Raw genomic sequence first — 17,103 nt, 5'->3', positions numbered from 1 at the left:
GAACTACAGCCCCTTGGTCTTGATGGTGATGGTGCTGCCCTCGGGGGCTTGACCGCCGCCCGCGACGGACTGGCTCTCGACGGTGTCGCCGAGGAAGGGGAAGTTCTTCTCGACCTTGACCTCGAAGCCCGCGGACTCCAACTCGCTGGTGGCGTCGTCGACCTTGTCCCCGACGACATCGGGGACCTCGATCATCCGCGGTCCCTTGGAGACCGTCAGCGTGATCGTGTCGCCGCGGGCCAGCTTGGCGCCCTCGGCCGCGGACTGCTTGGCGACGGAGCCCGCTTCCTCGGGGGAGTTGATCCGCTCGGGGGCGACCTTGACCTTGAACCCGGCGTCCTTGAGTGCGCTGGTGGCGTCCGCCAGGGTCTCGCCGGTCACGCCCGGTACGTCGATCGGGGAGCCCTTGCTGACGACGAGGGCGACCGCGGAATCGGGGCTGCGTCCGGTCCCGGCCTCCGGATCCGTGCTGATCACCGAGCCCTGGTCGATCTCGTCGCTGAACGCCTTGGTGACCACTCCCGGCGCCAGACGGAGCTTCTTCAGCTCGCGTTCCGCCTTGGCGAGCGGCTGGCCCTTGACGTCGGGGACCCGGACGATCTCCGGGCCGCGCGAGATGATGATGACCACCGAGCCGTTGCCGCGGATGCGCTCATTGGTCGCGGGGTCGCTGTTGATGACCGTGCCGCGTTTGACCGTCTCGCTGAAGTCGTACCGGACCTTCTTCACATCGAGCCCGGCGCTCTTCAGCTGCTGCCTGGCGTCCTTCTCGGTCTTGCCGATGAGGGCCGGGACGCGGGTGAACTGCCCGGAGTTGATGTACCAGACGCCCGCACCCACGCCGAGCACCAGGAACACCGCGACCAGCATCGCGACGACGCCGCGCCTTGGCATGGGCCGGCGCCGGGACTGCTGGGGCTGGTGCGGCGGCTCGGAAGGCTGCATCGCCAGCCGGGTGGTGTGGTTGACCACCGGCTCCTCGCGGGCGAGCACCCGCGGGATCACGTCCGTGGCGTCCTCGGAGGAGGGGGCCTCGTGCGCCCGCTCGCTCCCGCCCTCCGCCGTGTCCTGGGTGTGCGCCTGCGGCGGCACCAGGTCCAGCTGCTGGTCGCCGAGCGGAGCACGGGCCTCGCGGACCTGCGCCAGCAGCGCCACCGCGTCGTACGGACGGACCTCGGGATTGCGGGCGGTGGCGCTCGCGACCAGCTCGTCGAGCTCGACGGCGAGCCCGGGGACCAGCGCGGACGGCGCCGGAATGTCCTCGTTGAGATGCTGGAAGAGCACCTGGGCGGGGGTGTCTCCGGCGTGCGGCTTGCCGCCGGTCAGCATCTCGTAGAGGACGACCCCGCAGGCGTACACATCGGCGCGGGTGTCGGCAGTGCCGTACTCGATCTGCTCGGGGGCGAGGTAGGAGACCGTGCCCAGCACCGTGCCGGTGGTGTTGGTGACCGAGCCCACGGCCCGTACGAGACCGAAGTCGGCGACCTTGACCCGGCCGTCGTCCCCTATCAGCACGTTCTCCGGCTTCATGTCCCGGTGGACGAACCCGGCCCGGTGCGCCGCGCCGAGCGCCGCCAGCACGGGCTCCAGAATGTCGAGCGCGGCCCGCGGCTGGAGCGCCCCGCGCTCGCGCAGCACGTCGCGCAGGGTGCAGCCCGCGACGTACTCCATGGCCAGATAGACGTACGCGCCCTCGGCGCCCTGGTCGAAGACCGCCACCACATTGGGGTGGGCGAGACGCGCCACGGACTTGGCCTCGCGGATGAAGCGCTCCACGAAGGAGGCGTCGGTGGCGAGGGCCGGGTGCATCACCTTGAGCGCGAGCACTCGGTCCAGTCGGGTGTCGACGGCCCGGTAGACCGTGGCCATACCGCCGACGGCGATGCGCGCGTCGACGCGGTAGCGGCCGTCGAGCACCTGCCCGACGAGGGGGTCCTTGAGGGTCGTATCCACGCTGGTGATTCTACGAGCCACCGGTGACACGGCTGACGCCCCGGTGCGGGACTGGAGCCGAGCTGTAACGCTGCGCGGGCCTACGCCGGGGGCTCCGCCCCCGGACCTCCGCGCCTCAAACGCCGCCGGGGCTGGATTTCGCGTCCGGGACCGCTCCTCAATCGCCGGAGGGGCTGATTTTCAGCCCGTCCGGCGATTGAGGACACGGCCGCAGGCCGTACGGGGGCTGGGGCGGAGCACGCTCCGCGCAGCGGTCAGAACGCCGGCCGCTCCGGGTCGAGGACCGCGCGGCCCTCGTGAGGGGACGACGCCTCCGCGAAGTGCCGGCGCGGAATGCGCCCCGCCCGACGCGCCAGGCGCCCCGCCTCCACCGCATGCCGCATCGCCTCCGCCATCAGCACCGGCTCCTGCGCGCGGGTGACCGCCGACGCCAGCATCACCGCCGCGCAGCCCAGCTCCATCGCCAGGGCCGCGTCGGAGGCCGTTCCCGCGCCCGCGTCCAGCACGACCGGCACGCGCGCGTGCTCGACGATCAGCTGGAAGTTGTGCGGATTGCGGATGCCGAGACCGGAGCCGATCGGCGAACCCAGCGGCATGATCGCCGCGCAGCCCGCGTCCTCCAGCCTCCGGGCGAGCACCGGGTCGTCATTGGTGTACGGCAGGACCGTGAAGCCGTCGTCGACCAGCGTCTCGGCCGCCTCCAGCAGCTCGATCGGATCGGGCAGCAGGGTGCGCTCGTCCGCGACGACCTCGAGTTTGATCCAGTCGGTGCCGAGGGCCTCGCGTGCGAGCCGGGCGGTCAGCACGGCCTCGCCCGCAGTGAAGCAGCCCGCCGTATTGGGCAGGACGCGGATGTTCAGCTTCTCCAGGACGGACAGCACGGAGCCCTGGACGGTCGGGTCGAGGCGGCGCATCGCGACGGTGGTGAGTTCGGTGCCGCTCGCGACGAGGGAGCGTTCGAGTACCTCGAGGCTGGGCGCCCCGCCCGTACCCATGATCAGGCGGGAGTTGAACGTGGTGCCGCCGATGGTGAGACGGTCGTCGGCCATGCCGGTCAGCCTCCCTGCACTGCGGTGAGGACTTCGACGCGGTCGCCGTCGTCGAGGAGGGTGCCGGACCACTGGCTGCGCGGGACGACCGCTTCGTTGACCGCGGCCGCGACCCCGGAAGGGGCGGCGGTGAGGCCCGCCACCAGGGTGTCCAGGGTGGTTCCGGTGGCGAGCTCACGGGACTCGCCGTTGACGGAGACGTTCAGGACGGTCATGCGGACTGCTCCTGGGGCACGGGGGAGAAGCGGCGAGGAGTGAAGGGGAGGGCCTCGTCCGGCAGCTCGCCGGTGACCAGCACGGCGGCCATCACATCGCCGGTCACGGGCGTGAGGAGCACCCCGTTGCGGTGATGGCCGGTGGCCACGTGCAGGCCGGGCAGGGCGGTCGGGCCCAGCAGCGGGGCGTTGTCCGGGGAGCCGGGGCGCAGACCCGCGCGGGTCTCGGTGAGCGGCAGCTCCGTGATGCCGGGCACCAGCTCGTGCGCGTCGCGCAGCAGCTCGTACACCCCGCCGGCGGTGACTGTGGTGTCCCAGCCGAGCTCCTCGCTGGTCGCGCCGACGACCAGCTCGCCGTTCGCGCGCGGCACCAGATAGACGTGGCTGCCGCGCACCACTGCCCGTACGGTCCGGGAGAGGAAGGGTGCGTACGCAGGCGGCACGGTGAGCCGCAGAACCTGGCCCTTCACCGGCCGTACGGGAGGCAGCACATCCGCCGGCACACCGTCGAGACTGCCGCTCAGTGAGCCGCCCGCGAGGACGACCTGGTCCGCGGTGAGCTCGCCGGCATCCCTCAGCACTGCTCCGGCCGCCCGGTCCCGAACCACCGAAAGACGCTCCGCCCAGCCGCGGTGGAAGACCACCCCGGCCCGCTCGCAGGCCGTCACCAGCGCCGCGGCCAGCCGCCGCGGATCGACCTGGTGATCGCCGTCGACGCGCAGGCCCCCGCGTACGCCCGGCGCGAGCATCGGCTCCAGACGGCGGCATTCGCGCCCGGCCAGCCACTCCGACTCCAGGCCGGACCGGCGCTGCAGGGCGTGCAGTTCACGCAGGTGCGCGCGGTCGTCGGCGTCGAGCGCGACGGCCAGCGTGCCGCATGCGCGGTAGCCGACACGCTGCCCGCTCGCCTCCTCGAGCTCGGCGACGAACGCCGGATAGCGCCGGGCGGACTCCACGTTGAGGCCGAGCAGCGTCTGCTCGCCGTAGTGCAGTTCGGTGACGGCGGCGAGCATGCCCGCCGCGACCTGTGCGGCCCCGCCGCCCGGCTCCGGATCGACGACGGCGACGCGCAGTCCGCGCTGCGCCGCACGCCAGGCCGTGACCAGGCCGATGATTCCGCCCCCGACGACGAGGACATCTGATGTACGAGACATGGGCGTCCAGCCCCTCCCTTCGCCGGCATGACCCGGATCAGGTTCGTACGGTCGGAGGCCGTCCAGCCTCCCTCTCAGCCCGGTGCGCCCGGGCTCCCGCGAGTGCCTTACGGTGGCCACCCTAACCCCAGCCCTCAACTCGCAGTAAGGGAGCAGCAGCTGTGGCACGGTCGCTCGACGGACTCGTACTCTCGCCGGTCGCCGACCAGGCTCCGGGCCAGGTGGGGACCCGCACCCGGTTCACGTACCACGAGCGGGACGGCCGGATCTGGGCCGAGTACGAGGGCGGCGACGTGGTCCGCGGCCACCTTGTGGGGACGCGGGAGGGCGACCGGCTGGACTTCCGGTACGTCCAGCTGAAGACGGACGGCCGGACGGCCTCCGGGCACTGCGTCTCGACGGTGGTCGAGCTCGAGGACGGGCGAGTGCGCCTGGAGGAGACGTGGGAGTGGGAGTCTCAGGAGGGCAGCGGGACGAGCGTTGTCGAGCAGCCGGTTACCTGACGGGACGTCAGATGCGTAAGGTTGTCGGGTGAGCGAGCAGCAGACAGCACAGGGCGTGCGGCGCGTGGTCGTCGTCGGCGCGGGGATGGCGGGCGTGCAGACCGCCGTGGCCCTGCGCGAACAGGGCTTCCCGGGCCCGGTCACAGTGATCGGCGCCGAGCCCCACCAGCCGTACGACAGGCCCCCGCTCTCCAAGGCGATCCTGCTCGGCAAGGCGGAGGGGTCGGCCTTCGAGCTCGACTTCGAGGCGCTCGACATCGAACTGCGGCTGGGCTGCGAGGTGGCCGGCGTACGCCCGCAGGCGCACGAGCTGGACACCGAGGCAGGACCCGTCCCGTACGACATCCTCGTCATTGCCAGCGGCGCGGAGCCGATCACGCTGCCCGGCGCCGAAGGCGTCCCGGGCGTCCATCTGCTGCGCACCCTCGACGACGCCGCCCGACTGCGCCCCGTCCTCGCGCGGCAGCACGACATCGTGGTCGTCGGCGCGGGCTGGATCGGCGCGGAGTTCGCGACGGCCGCCCGCGAGACGGGCTGCTCGGTCACCGTCGTCGAGGCCGCCGACCGCCCCCTCGCGTACGCCCTGCCCGCCGAGGTCGCCGCCCCGATGGCCGACTGGTACGCGGAGTACGGCGTCGAACTTCTCACCCACGCGCGCGTGGCCGACGTCGAGCCCGGCACGGTGATCCTCGCGGACGGCCGGCAGCTCCCGGCCGGGGCGGTGGTCGTCGGCATCGGCGCACGCCCCGCCACCGGCTGGCTCGCCGACTCAGGCATCGCGCTGGGCCCGGACGGAGCAATCACCGCCGACGAGCATCTGCGTACTTCGCTGCCCGATGTGTACGCCGTCGGGGACTGCGCCTCCTTCCCGTCCGGCCGCTACGGCGAGCGGCTGCTCGTGCACCACTGGGACAACGCCCTGCACGGGCCGCGCACGGTCGCCGCCAATGTCGTCGCGAGCGCACTGGGGCAGCCGCTGGAGGTCTACGACCCGGTGCCGTACTTCTGGTCCGAGCAGTTCGGGCGCTTTGTGCAGTACGCGGGCCATCACCCGGCCGCCGACACGAGGGTGTGGCGGGGCAATCCGGCGGACGCCGCGTGGTCGGTGCTGTGGCTGCGTGAGGGCGCGCTGGTCGCGCTCCTCGCCGTCGGCAGGGCCCGCGATCTGGCGCAGGGGCGCAAGCTCATCCTGGCCGGCGCGCGGCTGGATCCGGACCTCGCCGCCGACCCCTCCGTCCCTCTGAAGGCGGCGGCTGTCCAGGGCTGAATGCGGGCTGCTGTCCAGGGTCCGGCTACCGACTGTCAGTCCGGGATGGCACGCTTGTCCTGTGACCGAGATTGACGCAAAGATCGATGCTCTCGTCCCCGCCTGGCTCCACCTTCCCGACATCGCGGAAATGCTCGATGTCGAGGTGACACGCGTACGGCAGCTGGTCAAGGAAGGCCAGCTGATCGCCGTACGCCGTGGTGAGAACCGCGCGCTTCAGGTGCCTGCCGCCTTCATCGACGGCAACAAGGTGGTCAAGGGTCTCGCCGGGACCCTGACGCTCCTGAAGGACGACGGCTTCACCGACGAAGAGATGCTTGAGTGGCTCTTCACCCCCGACCCGACCCTGCCGGGCACGCCCGCGCAGGCGCTCAGCGAGAATCGCGGCACGGAGGTGAAGCGCCGGGCCCAGGCGCTCGCCGTCTGATGTCCTGAAGACAACACCACGCGGTGTGCGGGCAGGGGGGCCAGTGGCTCCTGCCCGCACACCGCCGACCCACCCGGGGGGAACACCCATGTCCACCGCTCGTGCGCTGCTGTCCGATGCCCGGCTCTATCTGTGCACGGACGCCCGCAAGCAGCAGGGCGACCTCGCCGGGTTCCTCGACGCCGTGCTCTCCTCGGGGGTCGACATCGTGCAGCTGCGCGACAAGGGCATGGAGGCCGCCGAGGAGCTGGAGCACCTTCAGGTCTTCGCCGACGCCTGCCGTAGGCACGGCAAGCTGCTCGCCGTGAACGACCGCGCGGACGTGGGCCATGCCATCGGCTCCGACGTGCTGCACCTGGGGCAGGGCGATCTGCCGGTCCCGGCCGCACGCGCGATCCTCGGCGACGAGGTGCTCATAGGCCGCTCCACGCACGCCGAGTCCGAGGTCGACGCGGCCGTCGCCGAGGAGGGCGTGGACTACTTCTGCACCGGCCCCTGCTGGCCCACCCCGACCAAGCCCGGGCGGTACGCCCCCGGACTCGGCCTCGTGCGGTATGCCGCGGGGCTTGAGACCGGCCGGCCGTGGTTCGCGATCGGCGGGATCGACGCGGGCAACCTCGACGAGGTGCTGGACGCGGGCGCGCGCAGGATCGTCGTCGTGCGAGCGATCACCGAGGCCGACGACCCGGCTGCGGCGACGGCCTCGCTCGCCAAGCGGGTGCGGGAGCGTATTGGATAACTGTCCGAAGGGTGGACAGTAACCCGGCAAATTCGGACATATTTCCTCCATTCGGTTGGGTGACCGGCGCGCCCTGGATAATCTGCGGGTATGGCCCTCGGTACAGCTTCGACCAGGACGGATCGCGCACGGACCGTGCGCGAGCTTCTTGCAACCGGCAAAATCTCCTACTCCTTCGAGTTCTGGGCGCCCAAGACCGAGAAGGGCGAGCGGAATCTCTGGAATGCGCTCCGCAGGGTCGAGGCGGTCGCCCCCAACTTCGTCTCCGTGACCTATGGAGCCGGCGGCTCGACGCGCGCCGGCACGGTCAAGGCCACCCAGCAGATCGCCGCCGACACCACTCTGACGCCCGTCGCGCACCTCACCGCGGTGGACCACTCCATCGCCGAACTGCGCAACATGATCGGCCAGTACGCCGACGCCGGGATCCGCAATATCCTCGCCGTCCGGGGCGACCCGCCCGGCGACCCGATGGGCGAGTGGGTCAAGCACCCCGAGGGCGTGCGGTACGCCGCCGAGTTGGTCCGGCTGATCAAGGAGTCCGGTGACTTCTGCGTCGGCGTAGCGGCCTTCCCCGAGATGCATCCGCGCTCGGAGGACTGGGACACCGACATCCGGCACTTCGTCGACAAGTGCCGGGCCGGCGCCGACTACGCGATCACGCAGATGTTCTTCAGGCCCGAGGACTATCTGCGGCTGCGCGACCGGGTCGCGGCCACGGGCTGCGAGACCCCGATCATCCCCGAGATCATGCCGGTCACCAGCGTCAAGCAGCTTGAACGGTTTGCGCAGCTCAGCAATGCCGCGTTCCCGCCGGCTCTGAAAGAGAGGATCCTCACCGCCAAGGACGATCCGGCCGCTGTACGCTCCATTGGCATCGAGTTCGCGACGGAGTTCTGCGCAGGACTGCTTTCCGAGGGAGTCCCCGGACTGCACTTCATTACGCTCAACAACTCCACGGCGACGCTTGAAATCTACGAGAATCTCGGACTGCACGAGCAGTCGTGATCGGTCGTACCCGCCCCGACCCGGGGCGACGGCCGTAGGAGAGGGGCGGGCATGGGCTGGACGGTCCTCTATATCGCGTTCGGTGTCGTCGCGCTGTGGCTGCTCGGTGAGGTGCTGCTGCAGTACAAGGCGCGGCTGCGCTGGCGACTTCTCGCCTTCGTCGGATTCCTCGGCGTGGTCTTCGGCGTCCTGCTGCCCTCCGTCGTGGTGATCGCGGTCGGCGCGATCGCCTTCGCCGTCGGCCAGACGTATGTCACGCTCTCCTTCCGCCGCGGCTTCTCCACGGGCTGGGCGCTCGGCGGAAGCCCGGGCGTGAGCCCCCGCCGCAAGTCGGGTGCCAAGTCGGGGGCGGCTTCGCACGAGCCCTCGCTGGAGGTCACCGACCTCTCCTACGAGCCCGCCGCGCCGTACCAGCCCGACCCGTACGAGCCCGACCCGTACGAGCCCGCCGCGTCGGCGCCGCAGCGGGAACCGGTCTACGAGCCGCAGCCGCTCCCGGACGACACCGGGCAGTACGGCGTGTACAGCGACGCCGCCTACGCGGCCCAGCAGCAGGACCAGAGTCAGAACTACGCCCAGTACGGCGGCGCGTACGACAGTTACTCCGGCTACGGGCAGCAGCAGCCGGCGGGCCAGGACAGCTACGCCGGGCAGTACGACTACGGCACAGGGCAGCAGCAGTACGCCGCGTACTCCGACCCGTATGTGGGCGGCCAGCAGTACAACACGTACGAGACGTACGACAGTTACGGCGGCCAGCAGCAGTACGCCGACCCGTATGCCCAGAACCAGTACAACGAGACGCCGCCCGGCGGGGTGTGGGTGCCGCAGCAGCGCGACGGCGAGCAGGAGGCGCCGCCGATGCCGCAAGGGCAGCCCTCCCCCTACGGCTACGACACCGGGTACAACGAGCAGCAGTACCGCTACTGACAGCCGGATACCGGCGGCTGGTCACTGACAGCCGGTTGCCGGGAGCGGGTTACTGGGAGCCGCGGAAGTCCGCGCCCTCCACGATCAGCCCGGCCACCAGCGCCCCCGACATTCCCGCGTGCGCAAGACCGCCGCCCGGGTGCGCGCGGCCGCCCACCAGATACAGGCCGGGCAGCCGTGTGCTGTTCGCCGGATGCAGATAGCGCCCGCCCTCCCCTGCGAGCGCGGGCGCGGGCAGCGGTCCTGTCTCGGCGGGCGTCAGGGTCTCGTGCCACAGCAGGCGCTCGCGTATCTCCGGTACGGCCGCGGACGCGGCGTCGATCAGCACCTCGGCGTACCCCTCGCGCAGCGACGCGTGGGTCCAGTCGACCGGGCTGCCGTGCCCCGTGACCGTCGCGGAGAGGGTTACAGCCTCGTGCTCGTCGTCGGGGCGGGTGCGGGGATCGTCGGGCCGCAGCACGGTGACGGTGGGCCGCTCGGCCGTCCGCCCGCCGAAGACCGCGGCCGCCTCCGCCCCGGTGTCGGGGGAGTGCACCACGCTCCGGTGGACGGCCGATGCGGGCCGCGCCCCGCGCAGGGCGAGCAGCACGGTGAACCTGCCCGGCAACTGCCCGCCATCGGCGCCCTGTTGAGGCCGTACGTCGCCGTCCCGCCACAGCTCGCGCCCGACGAGATCCGGAGCCTCGGCGCCCGCCACCACATGGTCGGCCTCGGCGACGGTGCTCCCGGCGAGCTCGACCCCCGCCGCCCGCCCGTCCTTCTCGACGATCCGGGTCACCTCGGACCCGAAGACGAACTCCACCCTGCGGGCCAGACACCGCTCGTAGACCGCGCGTGCCAGCTCGCGCATCCCGCCCTCGACGTACCAACTGCCGAAGGTCTGCTCCATGTACGGCAGCAGAGCGGCGCTCGCCGGGGCGTGCCGGGGATCCAGGCCGTACGCCAGGGCGTACCCCTCGAGCAGCGCCGCAAGCCGCGGTTCCGCAAGCTCCCACGCGGCGACTTCGGAGACCGTGGAGGCCTGGCGGGCGCGCAGCAGCCTGCGCCGACGCGGAGCGGGATACGGATCGCGCTTCAGCACCTGCCAGTCGGTCCACAGCGGCTCTTCGAGCAGTGGTCGCCGGGAACGGTCCCAGGCGTCCCTGGCCCGCCCGAGGAAGGCGCCCCACCGCTCGCCCGCTCCCGCGCCCAGCGCGGCTTCGAGCGCGGTGACGATGCCGGCCCGCGAGGCGTTCGGCAGGGACACCTCGGTGCCGTCGGCGAACACATGCCGGCTCGACGGGTCCACCTGGACCAGCCCGACGCACTGCTCCAGCGGCTCCTTGCCGGTCTTGACGAACAAGTCCCGCCAGACGGCGGGCAGATGCAGCAGACCGGGGCCGGTGTCGAAGACGAAGCCGTCGCGCTCGAACCGGCCCACCGCGCCGCCGTAGCTCGCCGAGCGCTCGTACACCGTCACCCGGTGGCCTGCCACGGCCAGCCGGGCGGCAGCCGCCATGGCGCCCATCCCGGCGCCGATCACCGCAATCCGTGCCATGTCCGCGACTTTATCGGCACCCCTCGGACCCCCGGATCCCGGCCGCCTCGCCGCGCTGCCCCGGCGACGACCAGCGCATCGGTCCGAGAGGGAGTACGGACGCGGACGCGATCGTGACCAGTCGGCCTGCCGGGCGGGTGAGGGTGAGTACGGACGGCTGAGTACCCGTACCTAGTGGGTGAGATGAGTACGCGCGCGGATGGGGTCTCACCTGCGTAGAAGGAAGAGTGGAGACCACGGAAGGGGCGCGGCGCCGGTACCGCCGACACGGGGCGGCGGAACGGCGCGGCACCCCCGACGGAACGGGGGCGCACGACGGAGGGCCCGATGACCAGGGTCCTCCGGCACCACGGGGGAATCGGGGGGAACGGGGGAATCGGGGGGACACGGGGGAACGGGGGGACACGGGGGTAACACGCCGGTCCGGCGGGGCTCGGGGGGATCGAGCCTCACCGGACCGGCACTTCTGTGTCGCGGCCCCTCACGTGGCCGCAGGCACGGGCCCGCTCGTACCGAGACCTTCAGCGGCCGCTGACGCGGCCGTGCAGCAGCCGCGACAGGGCCGCGTGCACATCGTCGAGCGACCGCTCCGGCTGGAAGGCCTGCCAGTCCAGCGCCGCCACCAGCACCATCCCGACCAGCGCCGCCGCCGTCAGCGGAATGTCGATCTCCTCGCTCAGCTCGCCGTTCTCGACGGCTTCCCGCAGCACCGTCTCGACGACGGCGACCGCCTGCTGCCGTACGACGAGAAGCGTCGACTGCCAGGCCCTGTTGGTGCGCCACAGTTCGGCGACGTACAGCTGGGTGAAGGCCGGATAGCGGTCTATGAAGACCAGACCGGCCTTGATCATCGCGTCCAGCGCCTCGACCTTGGTACGACCGTGCTCCGCCGCCTCGTCGGCGGCGGACTGCAGCGAGGCGGTGAGCAGGCCGACGCCGTACCGCAGCAGCTCCTCGAAGAGCTCGGTCTTGCTCTTGAAGTTGTAGTAGACCGTGCCCTTGGCGACCCCGGCGCGTTCGGCGATCTCGTCCACCGTGGTGGCGGAGAAGCCCTGCTCGGCTATGAGCGTGACCGCGGCCTCGTAGAGCCTTGCCCGGGTCGCCCGGCGTCTGGTGCTGGTGCTGTCCATGGCGTCCATGGTGTCGATTCTCACAGGTCGGCCCGCCTCACAGACTCAGCTCGGGGTGCAGACGGTCGAGCGTCCATACCTGCTTGCGCCGCGCGGACACGGCGGTGAGCGCGATCGCGCCCGCGGTGAAGGCGATCAGCACCGCGCACGCCTGCCAGACCGGGCCGAGTCCGCCGCCCGTGATGAGCCTGCGCAGCGCCTCGACGACGTAACTCATCGGGAGGAAGGGGTGGATGGCGTTGAAGAACCCTGGGCTGGTCTGGACGGGGTAGGTTCCGCCGGCCGAGGTCAGCTGCAGCATCAGGAGGGCGAGCACGAGGATCCGGCCCGCGGCCCCGAAGCGTGCGTTCAGCCACTGGATGATCGCGGCGAAGCAGCAGGTGACGAGGGCGAGGAAGCCCACCGTCCCGGCCGCGTACGCCATCTTCATGCCGAGGCCCCAGTGCAGTACGGACATCAGCGCGGCGACCTGGGCCAGGCCGATCGCGGCGACGGGCAGCCAGCCGGCCACGGCGATCCGCCAGGCGGACGCGCCGGCGGCGAGGGCCCGCCGGTTCAGTGGCTGGATGATCATGTACGCGACCATCGCGCCCACCCAGAGGGAGAGCGGGATGAAGTACGGGGCGAAACCGGTGCCGTAGTTGGGCGCCTTGTGCAGCGACTGGCTGGCCAGCTTGACGGGGTCGGCCATCACCTCGGTGCGGCGGTCGCGGTCCTTCTTGTCGTAGTCGGGGATCTTGTCCACGCCGTCGTTGAGCCCGCCGGCCAGCTCGGTCGAACCGTCGGCGAGTTTGAAGAGGCCGCCGTCCAGGCTGTTGGCGCCCTTCTTGAGCCTGCCGACGCCGCTGTCGAGATCGGTCGAGCCGGTCTTGGCGCCGCCCAGGCCGGCGTGCAGTTTGTCCGCGCCCTGAGCGACCTTCTTGGCGCCCGAGTTGAGCTCGTTGATCTTTGCGACGGCGTACTCCAGGTCCTCGTCCAGGCGCGGTGACCGCTTGGCGAGGTCTGTCGCCTGCCGCTGCAGCGTGGCGAGATGGCCGTCCAGCGTCTTCAGATTGCCGTTGTTGTCCTTGATCAGGGCACTGACGTCATCGGCGACCTTGGCGACATCGGCCGCCGTGTCCTTGGCGGTCTTGAGGTCGGAGCAGAGGGCCGGGTCGGGCAGCACGGCGTCCTCGCAGCGCGCCTTGTAGATGCTGCTCAGCTTGTCGGCCGACTTGTGGGCGAGGGCCGCGCGGCCGGGCGCCGTCTTCACGAGGATGCCGAGGTTGCGGCGTACCGCCTGGGAAGAATCGGCGACCAGGCGGGCCGTGTCGCCGATCGTCGTGCCGTTGTCCTTGAGGTACGGACGGACGTCGGCGGCGATCTTGTTGACCTTGGCGGCGAGCGCCTGGGTGCCGTCGGCGACTTTCTGCGAGCCGGTCTCGAGCTCGCCCGCACCCTTGTTCAGCTTGGTCAGGCCGCCGGCCAGTCTGCCGCTGCCGTCCTTGGCGTCCTTCAGGCCGTCCGCGAGGTCCCTGGAGCCCTGCTTAGCCTTGCCGACCCCGTCCTTGAGCTTGTCGGCGCCCTTCGCCGCCTTCTCGGTCGCGTCATGGATGTCGGAGAAGGAGATGAAGATCCGGTCCAGGAACGTGCGGGAGGTGTTGGTCGATGCGGCCGTGCGCACCTCCGAGAAGACCGTCCGCGAGATCTGACCGACGATGTAGTTGTTGGCGTCGTTCGTGCGGACCTGGAGGGCGCCGGTCTCGGGGGAGTTGCCCGAGCTGGACGCGATGCGCTCGCTGAAGTCCTTCGGCATGGTCAGCGAGAGGTAGTACGCGCCGTCCTCGACGCCCTTGCGGGCATCGGCGGCGCTCACCTCGTGCCATTCGAAGACCTTGCTCTCGCGCAGGCCCTTGGTGATCTCGTCGCCGGCAGCGATCTTCTTGCCGGCGGCGGTGGCTCCCTTGTCGTCGTTGACGAGGGCGACGGGGATCTTGTTGAGCTGTCCGTACGGGTCCCAGAAGGACCACAGGTACAGCGCGCCGTAGAGCAGCGGCAGCAGCAGGACCGCGACGAGTGCGGCGCGCGGCAGCTTCCCCCTGCCGAACCGCTTCAGCTCAAGCGCGGCGAGTTTCGGCGATCGCATCGGCCGTCCCCTCCTCGTCGTCGGTGGTGCTTTCGGTGGTGGTCTCGTTGGTGTCTTCGGCCGTCTCGGTGTTCTCGGCCGTCCCGGTGCTTTCGGCTGTGCTGGTGCTTTCGACCGCGATCGTGCGGATGGCGGTCGTGCCCTCGGGCGCCTGGCTGCACACGGCGAGCACCGTTGTGCCGGCCTCGGCGACGGAGCGCAGCAACTGCCAGGCCTCGGCCCGGTCGACGTCGGAGAGCTTGAGGTCGGTGTCGTCGACTGCGAGCAGGCCGGGGCGGCCGATCAGCGCGAGGGCGACGTACAGGCGCAGCGCCTCCAGCCGCTCCAGATCGCGCACGGAGGTGCGTTCCTGCTTGGGGAGTGCGGCCACGTCGAGTCCGGCTGCCTCGAGTGCCGTGTCGATCCGGCTCCGGGCCGCGGCGATCCTCTCGGCGCGCGGGCGCAGCAGGGCGCGCAGCGAGCCGTCGAAACGGCGCTGCAGCAGGGCCCGTTCGCGCAGATGCTCGGCGACGGTCAGCGCCGGGTCGAGCTCGCTGACCCCGGGCACCGGTCCGAGCGCGCTGATCCTGCGTACGGCCGCCATCTTGCGCGGCAGCGGCAGACCGCCGACCTCGGCACTGCCCTCGGTGGGGCGCATCCGGCCGGTGAGCGCGAGCAGCAGGCAGGTGCGGCCGGAGCCGGACGGGCCCTCGATCGCGATGAGTGAGCCGGGTTCCGCCTTGATGCTCACCGAGCGGAACGCCCAGCCGCGCGGGCCCTTGAGCCCCAAGTTCTCGGCAGTTACGTCCGCCCCGTGCGGGCTGTCCACGCGCCCTCCCCCATTTTTGTACTGACCAGTCAGTGCAAAAGTACCCCCGAACCTGTGATCGAAGCAAAGGTGCAGGTCAGAGCCGATTGTCAGTGGTGCCCTTCACGATGGACACATACGGCCACAGTGCCGTCACACGACGACAGGAGGTTCGTCATGGCCAGCTCCTACGCAGCAGCCGCACACCGGCGCCGCGCCACCGGCCCTGCCCCCTCACTGACCGGACCGGCGAACGACGTGCACCCCGTCCTGCGGCGGGCCTCGGCACCGCCCGCCGCCCTCGACCTGCTCGCCCAGGCCCGTACGGGACTGGACGAGGCCGCCACTCTCGAAACACCGAACGAGCAGTACGCCACCGCCCATCTGGCCGCCCTGCGCACCGCGGCCGCGGTGCTGGCCGCCCGCGGCCGCCCGGAGACCAGCGCACGCCGCAGGCAGCGGATCCGAAGCGCCTGGGAAGTCCTGCCGGAGATCGCGCCCGAACTGACCGAATGGAGTGCCCTGTTCGCCTCGGGGGCCCGGCGCAGGGCGCGCGCGGAGGCGGGCATACAGGGCGCGGCGAGCCGCCGCGACGCCGACGATCTGCTGCGCGACGCGGCCATGTTCCTGCGCATGGTCGAGCGGCTGCTGGTGCTCCAGCCGGTGCTGCCGCAGCCGAGGACCGAGCAACCGGAGACGGGGGACGCCGCGGGGTGAGGCGCAGGGCAGCCGCCGGTGGTGAGAAGGAGGGCTGGGGCGCCCGGCGGAGGCAATAGGGTGGACTGCGTCTTCAAGGTATTCAACGTATTCGCACCGTCCGAGGAGTCAACTGCCGTGTCGGACCTGATGCGCCCCCGCGCCTCCCTCCGTACCGCCGTGGTCTGGGACGTCCTCAAGGACGCCCTCGACCGCCGGGTCAAGGCAACCGGGACGGACGCCCTGGACGTCCTCGACACCGGCGGCGGCAGCGGCTACTTCGCGGTGCCCGTCGCCCAGCTCGGGCACCGCGTCACCGTGGTCGACCCCAGCCCGAACGCACTCTTCGCGCTGGAGCGCCGGGCCGCAGAGGCCGGTGTGGCCGACAGGGTCCGCGGGGTCCAGGGCGACATCCACGGCCTGTTCGACGTCGTCGAGCGCGACGGGTACGACGTGGTGTTGTGCCACGGCGTCCTGGAGTACGTGGACGACCCCGCCGAGGGCGTACGCAACGCGGTGGACGCGCTCCGTCCGGCCGGTGCCATCAGCCTGCTCGCCGCCGGGCTCGGCGGGGCCGTCCTGGCCAGGGCGCTGGCCGGGCACTTCGCCGAGGCCCGCCAGGCGCTCACCGACCCCGCGGGCCGCTGGGGCGAAGGCGACCCGGTGCCGCGCCGCTTCACCGCCGAGCAGCTCACCGAGCTCGTCGCCGAGGCCGGTGTCGAGGTGGGTGCCGTGCACGGCGTAAGGGTCTTCGCCGACCTGGTCCCGGGTGTCCTGGTGGACACCGAGCCCGGCGCCCTCGACGCGCTGCTCAAGCTGGAGGCGGCGGCGGCCGAGCTGCCCGCCTTCCACTCCGTCGCGACTCAGCTGCACGTTCTGGGCGAGAAGCGGGGCTGATCAGCGGCGCAGCCGCACATGGAGTACGCCACAGACCCCCCGATCGTGGGCTTGGCCCCGTATGATCGGAGGACACCATCCGGCATGACGGATCGGAGGTTGGGGAATCTACGCCTCAGCACCTAAGCCGCCATGGCGGCCCGGACTGGCGAATTGGCGTAGAGGGCGGGTTTCACGGGGGCGATTCCCTGCCTATCCTGAAAGGGCCGCTTACCGGTCGCCCCCCGCGGCCGACGACTAGGAGGACTCCGTGCCGCTCTCGGAGCACGAGCAGCGAATGCTCGAGCAAATGGAGCGAGCGCTGTACGCCGAAGATCCCAAGTTCGCGACAGCGCTTGAGGGAAGCGGGCTGCGTACATACACCCGGCGACGGGTCTACCAGGCAGTCGTCGGCTTCCTGGTGGGTATCGCGCTCCTCATGGCTGGAATGGTCGCGCAGCAGATCTGGATCAGCGTGGTGGGATTCCTCGTCATGCTGGGCTGTGCGGTGCTCGCGGTCACCGGATGGCGCAAGGCGCCCAAACCGGGTGAGCAGCAGGCCCCGGGGGACACGGCAGCCCCCGCCGGCCGCCATCCCCGTCGGCGCAGGTCGATGATGGACCGCATCGAGCAGCGGTGGCAGCGCCGCCGCGATGATCAGGGCCACTGAACCGCACTATCAAAACGTACTGAAACGGTGAGGGGCG

The 17,103-nt window shown here is 71.2% G+C and carries 17 protein-coding genes and 1 riboswitch; of the genes, 9 read left to right on the top strand and 8 right to left on the bottom strand.

Translation table 11 applies throughout. From position 1 onward, the window contains the following. Window positions 1–3: 3 nt before the first annotated feature. The 4 genes from pknB to thiO all read right to left on the bottom strand — a co-directional run bounded on the left by pknB (window position 4) and on the right by thiO (window position 4,371). Complete coding sequence (pknB, locus tag ACZ3H8_RS12595) at window positions 4–1,953, bottom strand: Stk1 family PASTA domain-containing Ser/Thr kinase (RefSeq protein WP_467400725.1); 1,950 nt, start codon at window positions 1,951–1,953, stop codon at window positions 4–6. 254 nt (window positions 1,954–2,207) lie between these two features. Then, window positions 2,208–3,002: a thiazole synthase gene (locus ACZ3H8_RS12590; protein WP_467400722.1), complete on the bottom strand. Its 795-nt coding sequence runs from the start codon at window positions 3,000–3,002 to the stop codon at window positions 2,208–2,210. A gap of 5 nt (window positions 3,003–3,007) precedes the next feature. Next, entirely contained in the window at window positions 3,008–3,217 is a 210-nt protein-coding gene (thiS, locus tag ACZ3H8_RS12585; protein WP_467400720.1) for a sulfur carrier protein ThiS, read from the bottom strand. Further along, on the bottom strand, window positions 3,214–4,371 hold the full coding sequence (thiO, locus tag ACZ3H8_RS12580) for a glycine oxidase ThiO (RefSeq protein WP_467400717.1): 1,158 nt from the start codon (window positions 4,369–4,371) through the stop codon (window positions 3,214–3,216). Before thiO ends, thiS begins: the two co-directional genes overlap by 4 nt. After that, window positions 4,369–4,481: riboswitch (TPP riboswitch) on the bottom strand. It overlaps the preceding gene by 3 nt. 51 nt (window positions 4,482–4,532) lie before the next feature. Here thiO and ACZ3H8_RS12575 point away from each other — a divergent pair. The 6 genes from ACZ3H8_RS12575 to ACZ3H8_RS12550 all read left to right on the top strand — a co-directional run bounded on the left by ACZ3H8_RS12575 (window position 4,533) and on the right by ACZ3H8_RS12550 (window position 9,245). Then, window positions 4,533–4,874, top strand: coding sequence for an avidin-fold protein (locus ACZ3H8_RS12575; protein WP_307664015.1), 342 nt, complete (start codon window positions 4,533–4,535; stop codon window positions 4,872–4,874). Between the two features lie 85 nt (window positions 4,875–4,959). After that, window positions 4,960–6,141: an NAD(P)/FAD-dependent oxidoreductase gene (locus tag ACZ3H8_RS12570; protein ID WP_467401287.1), complete on the top strand. Its 1,182-nt coding sequence runs from the start codon at window positions 4,960–4,962 to the stop codon at window positions 6,139–6,141. Window positions 6,142–6,202: 61 nt separating this feature from the next. Continuing rightward, window positions 6,203–6,568 (top strand): Rv2175c family DNA-binding protein, encoded by a 366-nt coding sequence (locus ACZ3H8_RS12565; protein WP_307664016.1) that lies wholly within the window; start codon window positions 6,203–6,205, stop codon window positions 6,566–6,568. Window positions 6,569–6,656: 88 nt separating this feature from the next. After that, window positions 6,657–7,307, top strand: a complete 651-nt coding sequence (gene thiE / locus ACZ3H8_RS12560; RefSeq protein ID WP_467400713.1) for a thiamine phosphate synthase — start codon at window positions 6,657–6,659, stop codon at window positions 7,305–7,307. 90 nt (window positions 7,308–7,397) lie between these two features. Beyond that, window positions 7,398–8,315: a methylenetetrahydrofolate reductase [NAD(P)H] gene (metF, locus tag ACZ3H8_RS12555; protein WP_467400712.1), complete on the top strand. Its 918-nt coding sequence runs from the start codon at window positions 7,398–7,400 to the stop codon at window positions 8,313–8,315. Between the two features lie 51 nt (window positions 8,316–8,366). Next, complete coding sequence (locus ACZ3H8_RS12550; protein WP_467400710.1) at window positions 8,367–9,245, top strand: hypothetical protein; 879 nt, start codon at window positions 8,367–8,369, stop codon at window positions 9,243–9,245. 49 nt (window positions 9,246–9,294) lie between these two features. Here the strand turns inward: ACZ3H8_RS12550 and ACZ3H8_RS12545 are convergent, their stop codons facing one another. The 4 genes from ACZ3H8_RS12545 to ACZ3H8_RS12530 all read right to left on the bottom strand — a co-directional run bounded on the left by ACZ3H8_RS12545 (window position 9,295) and on the right by ACZ3H8_RS12530 (window position 14,845). After that, entirely contained in the window at window positions 9,295–10,782 is a 1,488-nt protein-coding gene (locus ACZ3H8_RS12545) for a phytoene desaturase family protein (protein ID WP_467400708.1), read from the bottom strand. Window positions 10,783–11,303: 521 nt separating this feature from the next. Next, the gene (locus tag ACZ3H8_RS12540; protein WP_467400705.1) at window positions 11,304–11,912 is read right to left on the bottom strand and encodes a TetR/AcrR family transcriptional regulator; all 609 of its coding nucleotides are present in this window, start codon (window positions 11,910–11,912) and stop codon (window positions 11,304–11,306) included. Window positions 11,913–11,949: 37 nt separating this feature from the next. Further along, window positions 11,950–14,037, bottom strand: a complete 2,088-nt coding sequence (locus tag ACZ3H8_RS12535) for a YhgE/Pip family protein (RefSeq protein ID WP_467400702.1) — start codon at window positions 14,035–14,037, stop codon at window positions 11,950–11,952. Then, the gene (locus ACZ3H8_RS12530; protein ID WP_467400701.1) at window positions 14,009–14,845 is read right to left on the bottom strand and encodes an ATP-binding cassette domain-containing protein; all 837 of its coding nucleotides are present in this window, start codon (window positions 14,843–14,845) and stop codon (window positions 14,009–14,011) included. The genes ACZ3H8_RS12535 and ACZ3H8_RS12530 overlap by 29 nt, the downstream gene beginning before the upstream one ends. A 156-nt stretch (window positions 14,846–15,001) precedes the next feature. On the opposite strand from ACZ3H8_RS12530, the gene ACZ3H8_RS12525 reads away from it, so the two are divergent. From ACZ3H8_RS12525 to ACZ3H8_RS12515, 3 genes are all read left to right on the top strand, one after another. Next, window positions 15,002–15,541, top strand: coding sequence for an SAV_6107 family HEPN domain-containing protein (locus tag ACZ3H8_RS12525; protein ID WP_467400698.1), 540 nt, complete (start codon window positions 15,002–15,004; stop codon window positions 15,539–15,541). Between the two features lie 117 nt (window positions 15,542–15,658). After that, window positions 15,659–16,417, top strand: a complete 759-nt coding sequence (locus tag ACZ3H8_RS12520; RefSeq protein WP_467400697.1) for a methyltransferase — start codon at window positions 15,659–15,661, stop codon at window positions 16,415–16,417. Window positions 16,418–16,667: 250 nt separating this feature from the next. Further along, complete coding sequence (locus ACZ3H8_RS12515) at window positions 16,668–17,066, top strand: DUF3040 domain-containing protein (protein WP_467400694.1); 399 nt, start codon at window positions 16,668–16,670, stop codon at window positions 17,064–17,066. The last annotated feature ends 37 nt before the right edge of the window (window positions 17,067–17,103 follow it).

It is taken from the genome of Streptomyces sp. NPDC002868, from assembly GCF_055563295.1.
This window is presented reverse-complemented; position numbering and strand designations above follow the sequence as displayed.

Coding starts and splice junctions, on each gene's coding strand:
- ACZ3H8_RS12590 (WP_467400722.1), bottom strand. CDS start 3,002: ATGGCCGACGACCGTCTCACCATCGGCGGCACCACGTTCAACTCCCGC.
- thiS (WP_467400720.1), bottom strand. CDS start 3,217: ATGACCGTCCTGAACGTCTCCGTCAACGGCGAGTCCCGTGAGCTCGCC.
- thiO (WP_467400717.1), bottom strand. CDS start 4,371: ATGTCTCGTACATCAGATGTCCTCGTCGTCGGGGGCGGAATCATCGGC.
- ACZ3H8_RS12570 (WP_467401287.1), top strand. CDS start 4,960: ATGGCGGGCGTGCAGACCGCCGTGGCCCTGCGCGAACAGGGCTTCCCG.
- thiE (WP_467400713.1), top strand. CDS start 6,657: ATGTCCACCGCTCGTGCGCTGCTGTCCGATGCCCGGCTCTATCTGTGC.
- metF (WP_467400712.1), top strand. CDS start 7,398: ATGGCCCTCGGTACAGCTTCGACCAGGACGGATCGCGCACGGACCGTG.
- ACZ3H8_RS12550 (WP_467400710.1), top strand. CDS start 8,367: ATGGGCTGGACGGTCCTCTATATCGCGTTCGGTGTCGTCGCGCTGTGG.
- ACZ3H8_RS12545 (WP_467400708.1), bottom strand. CDS start 10,782: ATGGCACGGATTGCGGTGATCGGCGCCGGGATGGGCGCCATGGCGGCT.
- ACZ3H8_RS12540 (WP_467400705.1), bottom strand. CDS start 11,912: ATGGACAGCACCAGCACCAGACGCCGGGCGACCCGGGCAAGGCTCTAC.
- ACZ3H8_RS12535 (WP_467400702.1), bottom strand. CDS start 14,037: ATGCGATCGCCGAAACTCGCCGCGCTTGAGCTGAAGCGGTTCGGCAGG.
- ACZ3H8_RS12525 (WP_467400698.1), top strand. CDS start 15,002: ATGGCCAGCTCCTACGCAGCAGCCGCACACCGGCGCCGCGCCACCGGC.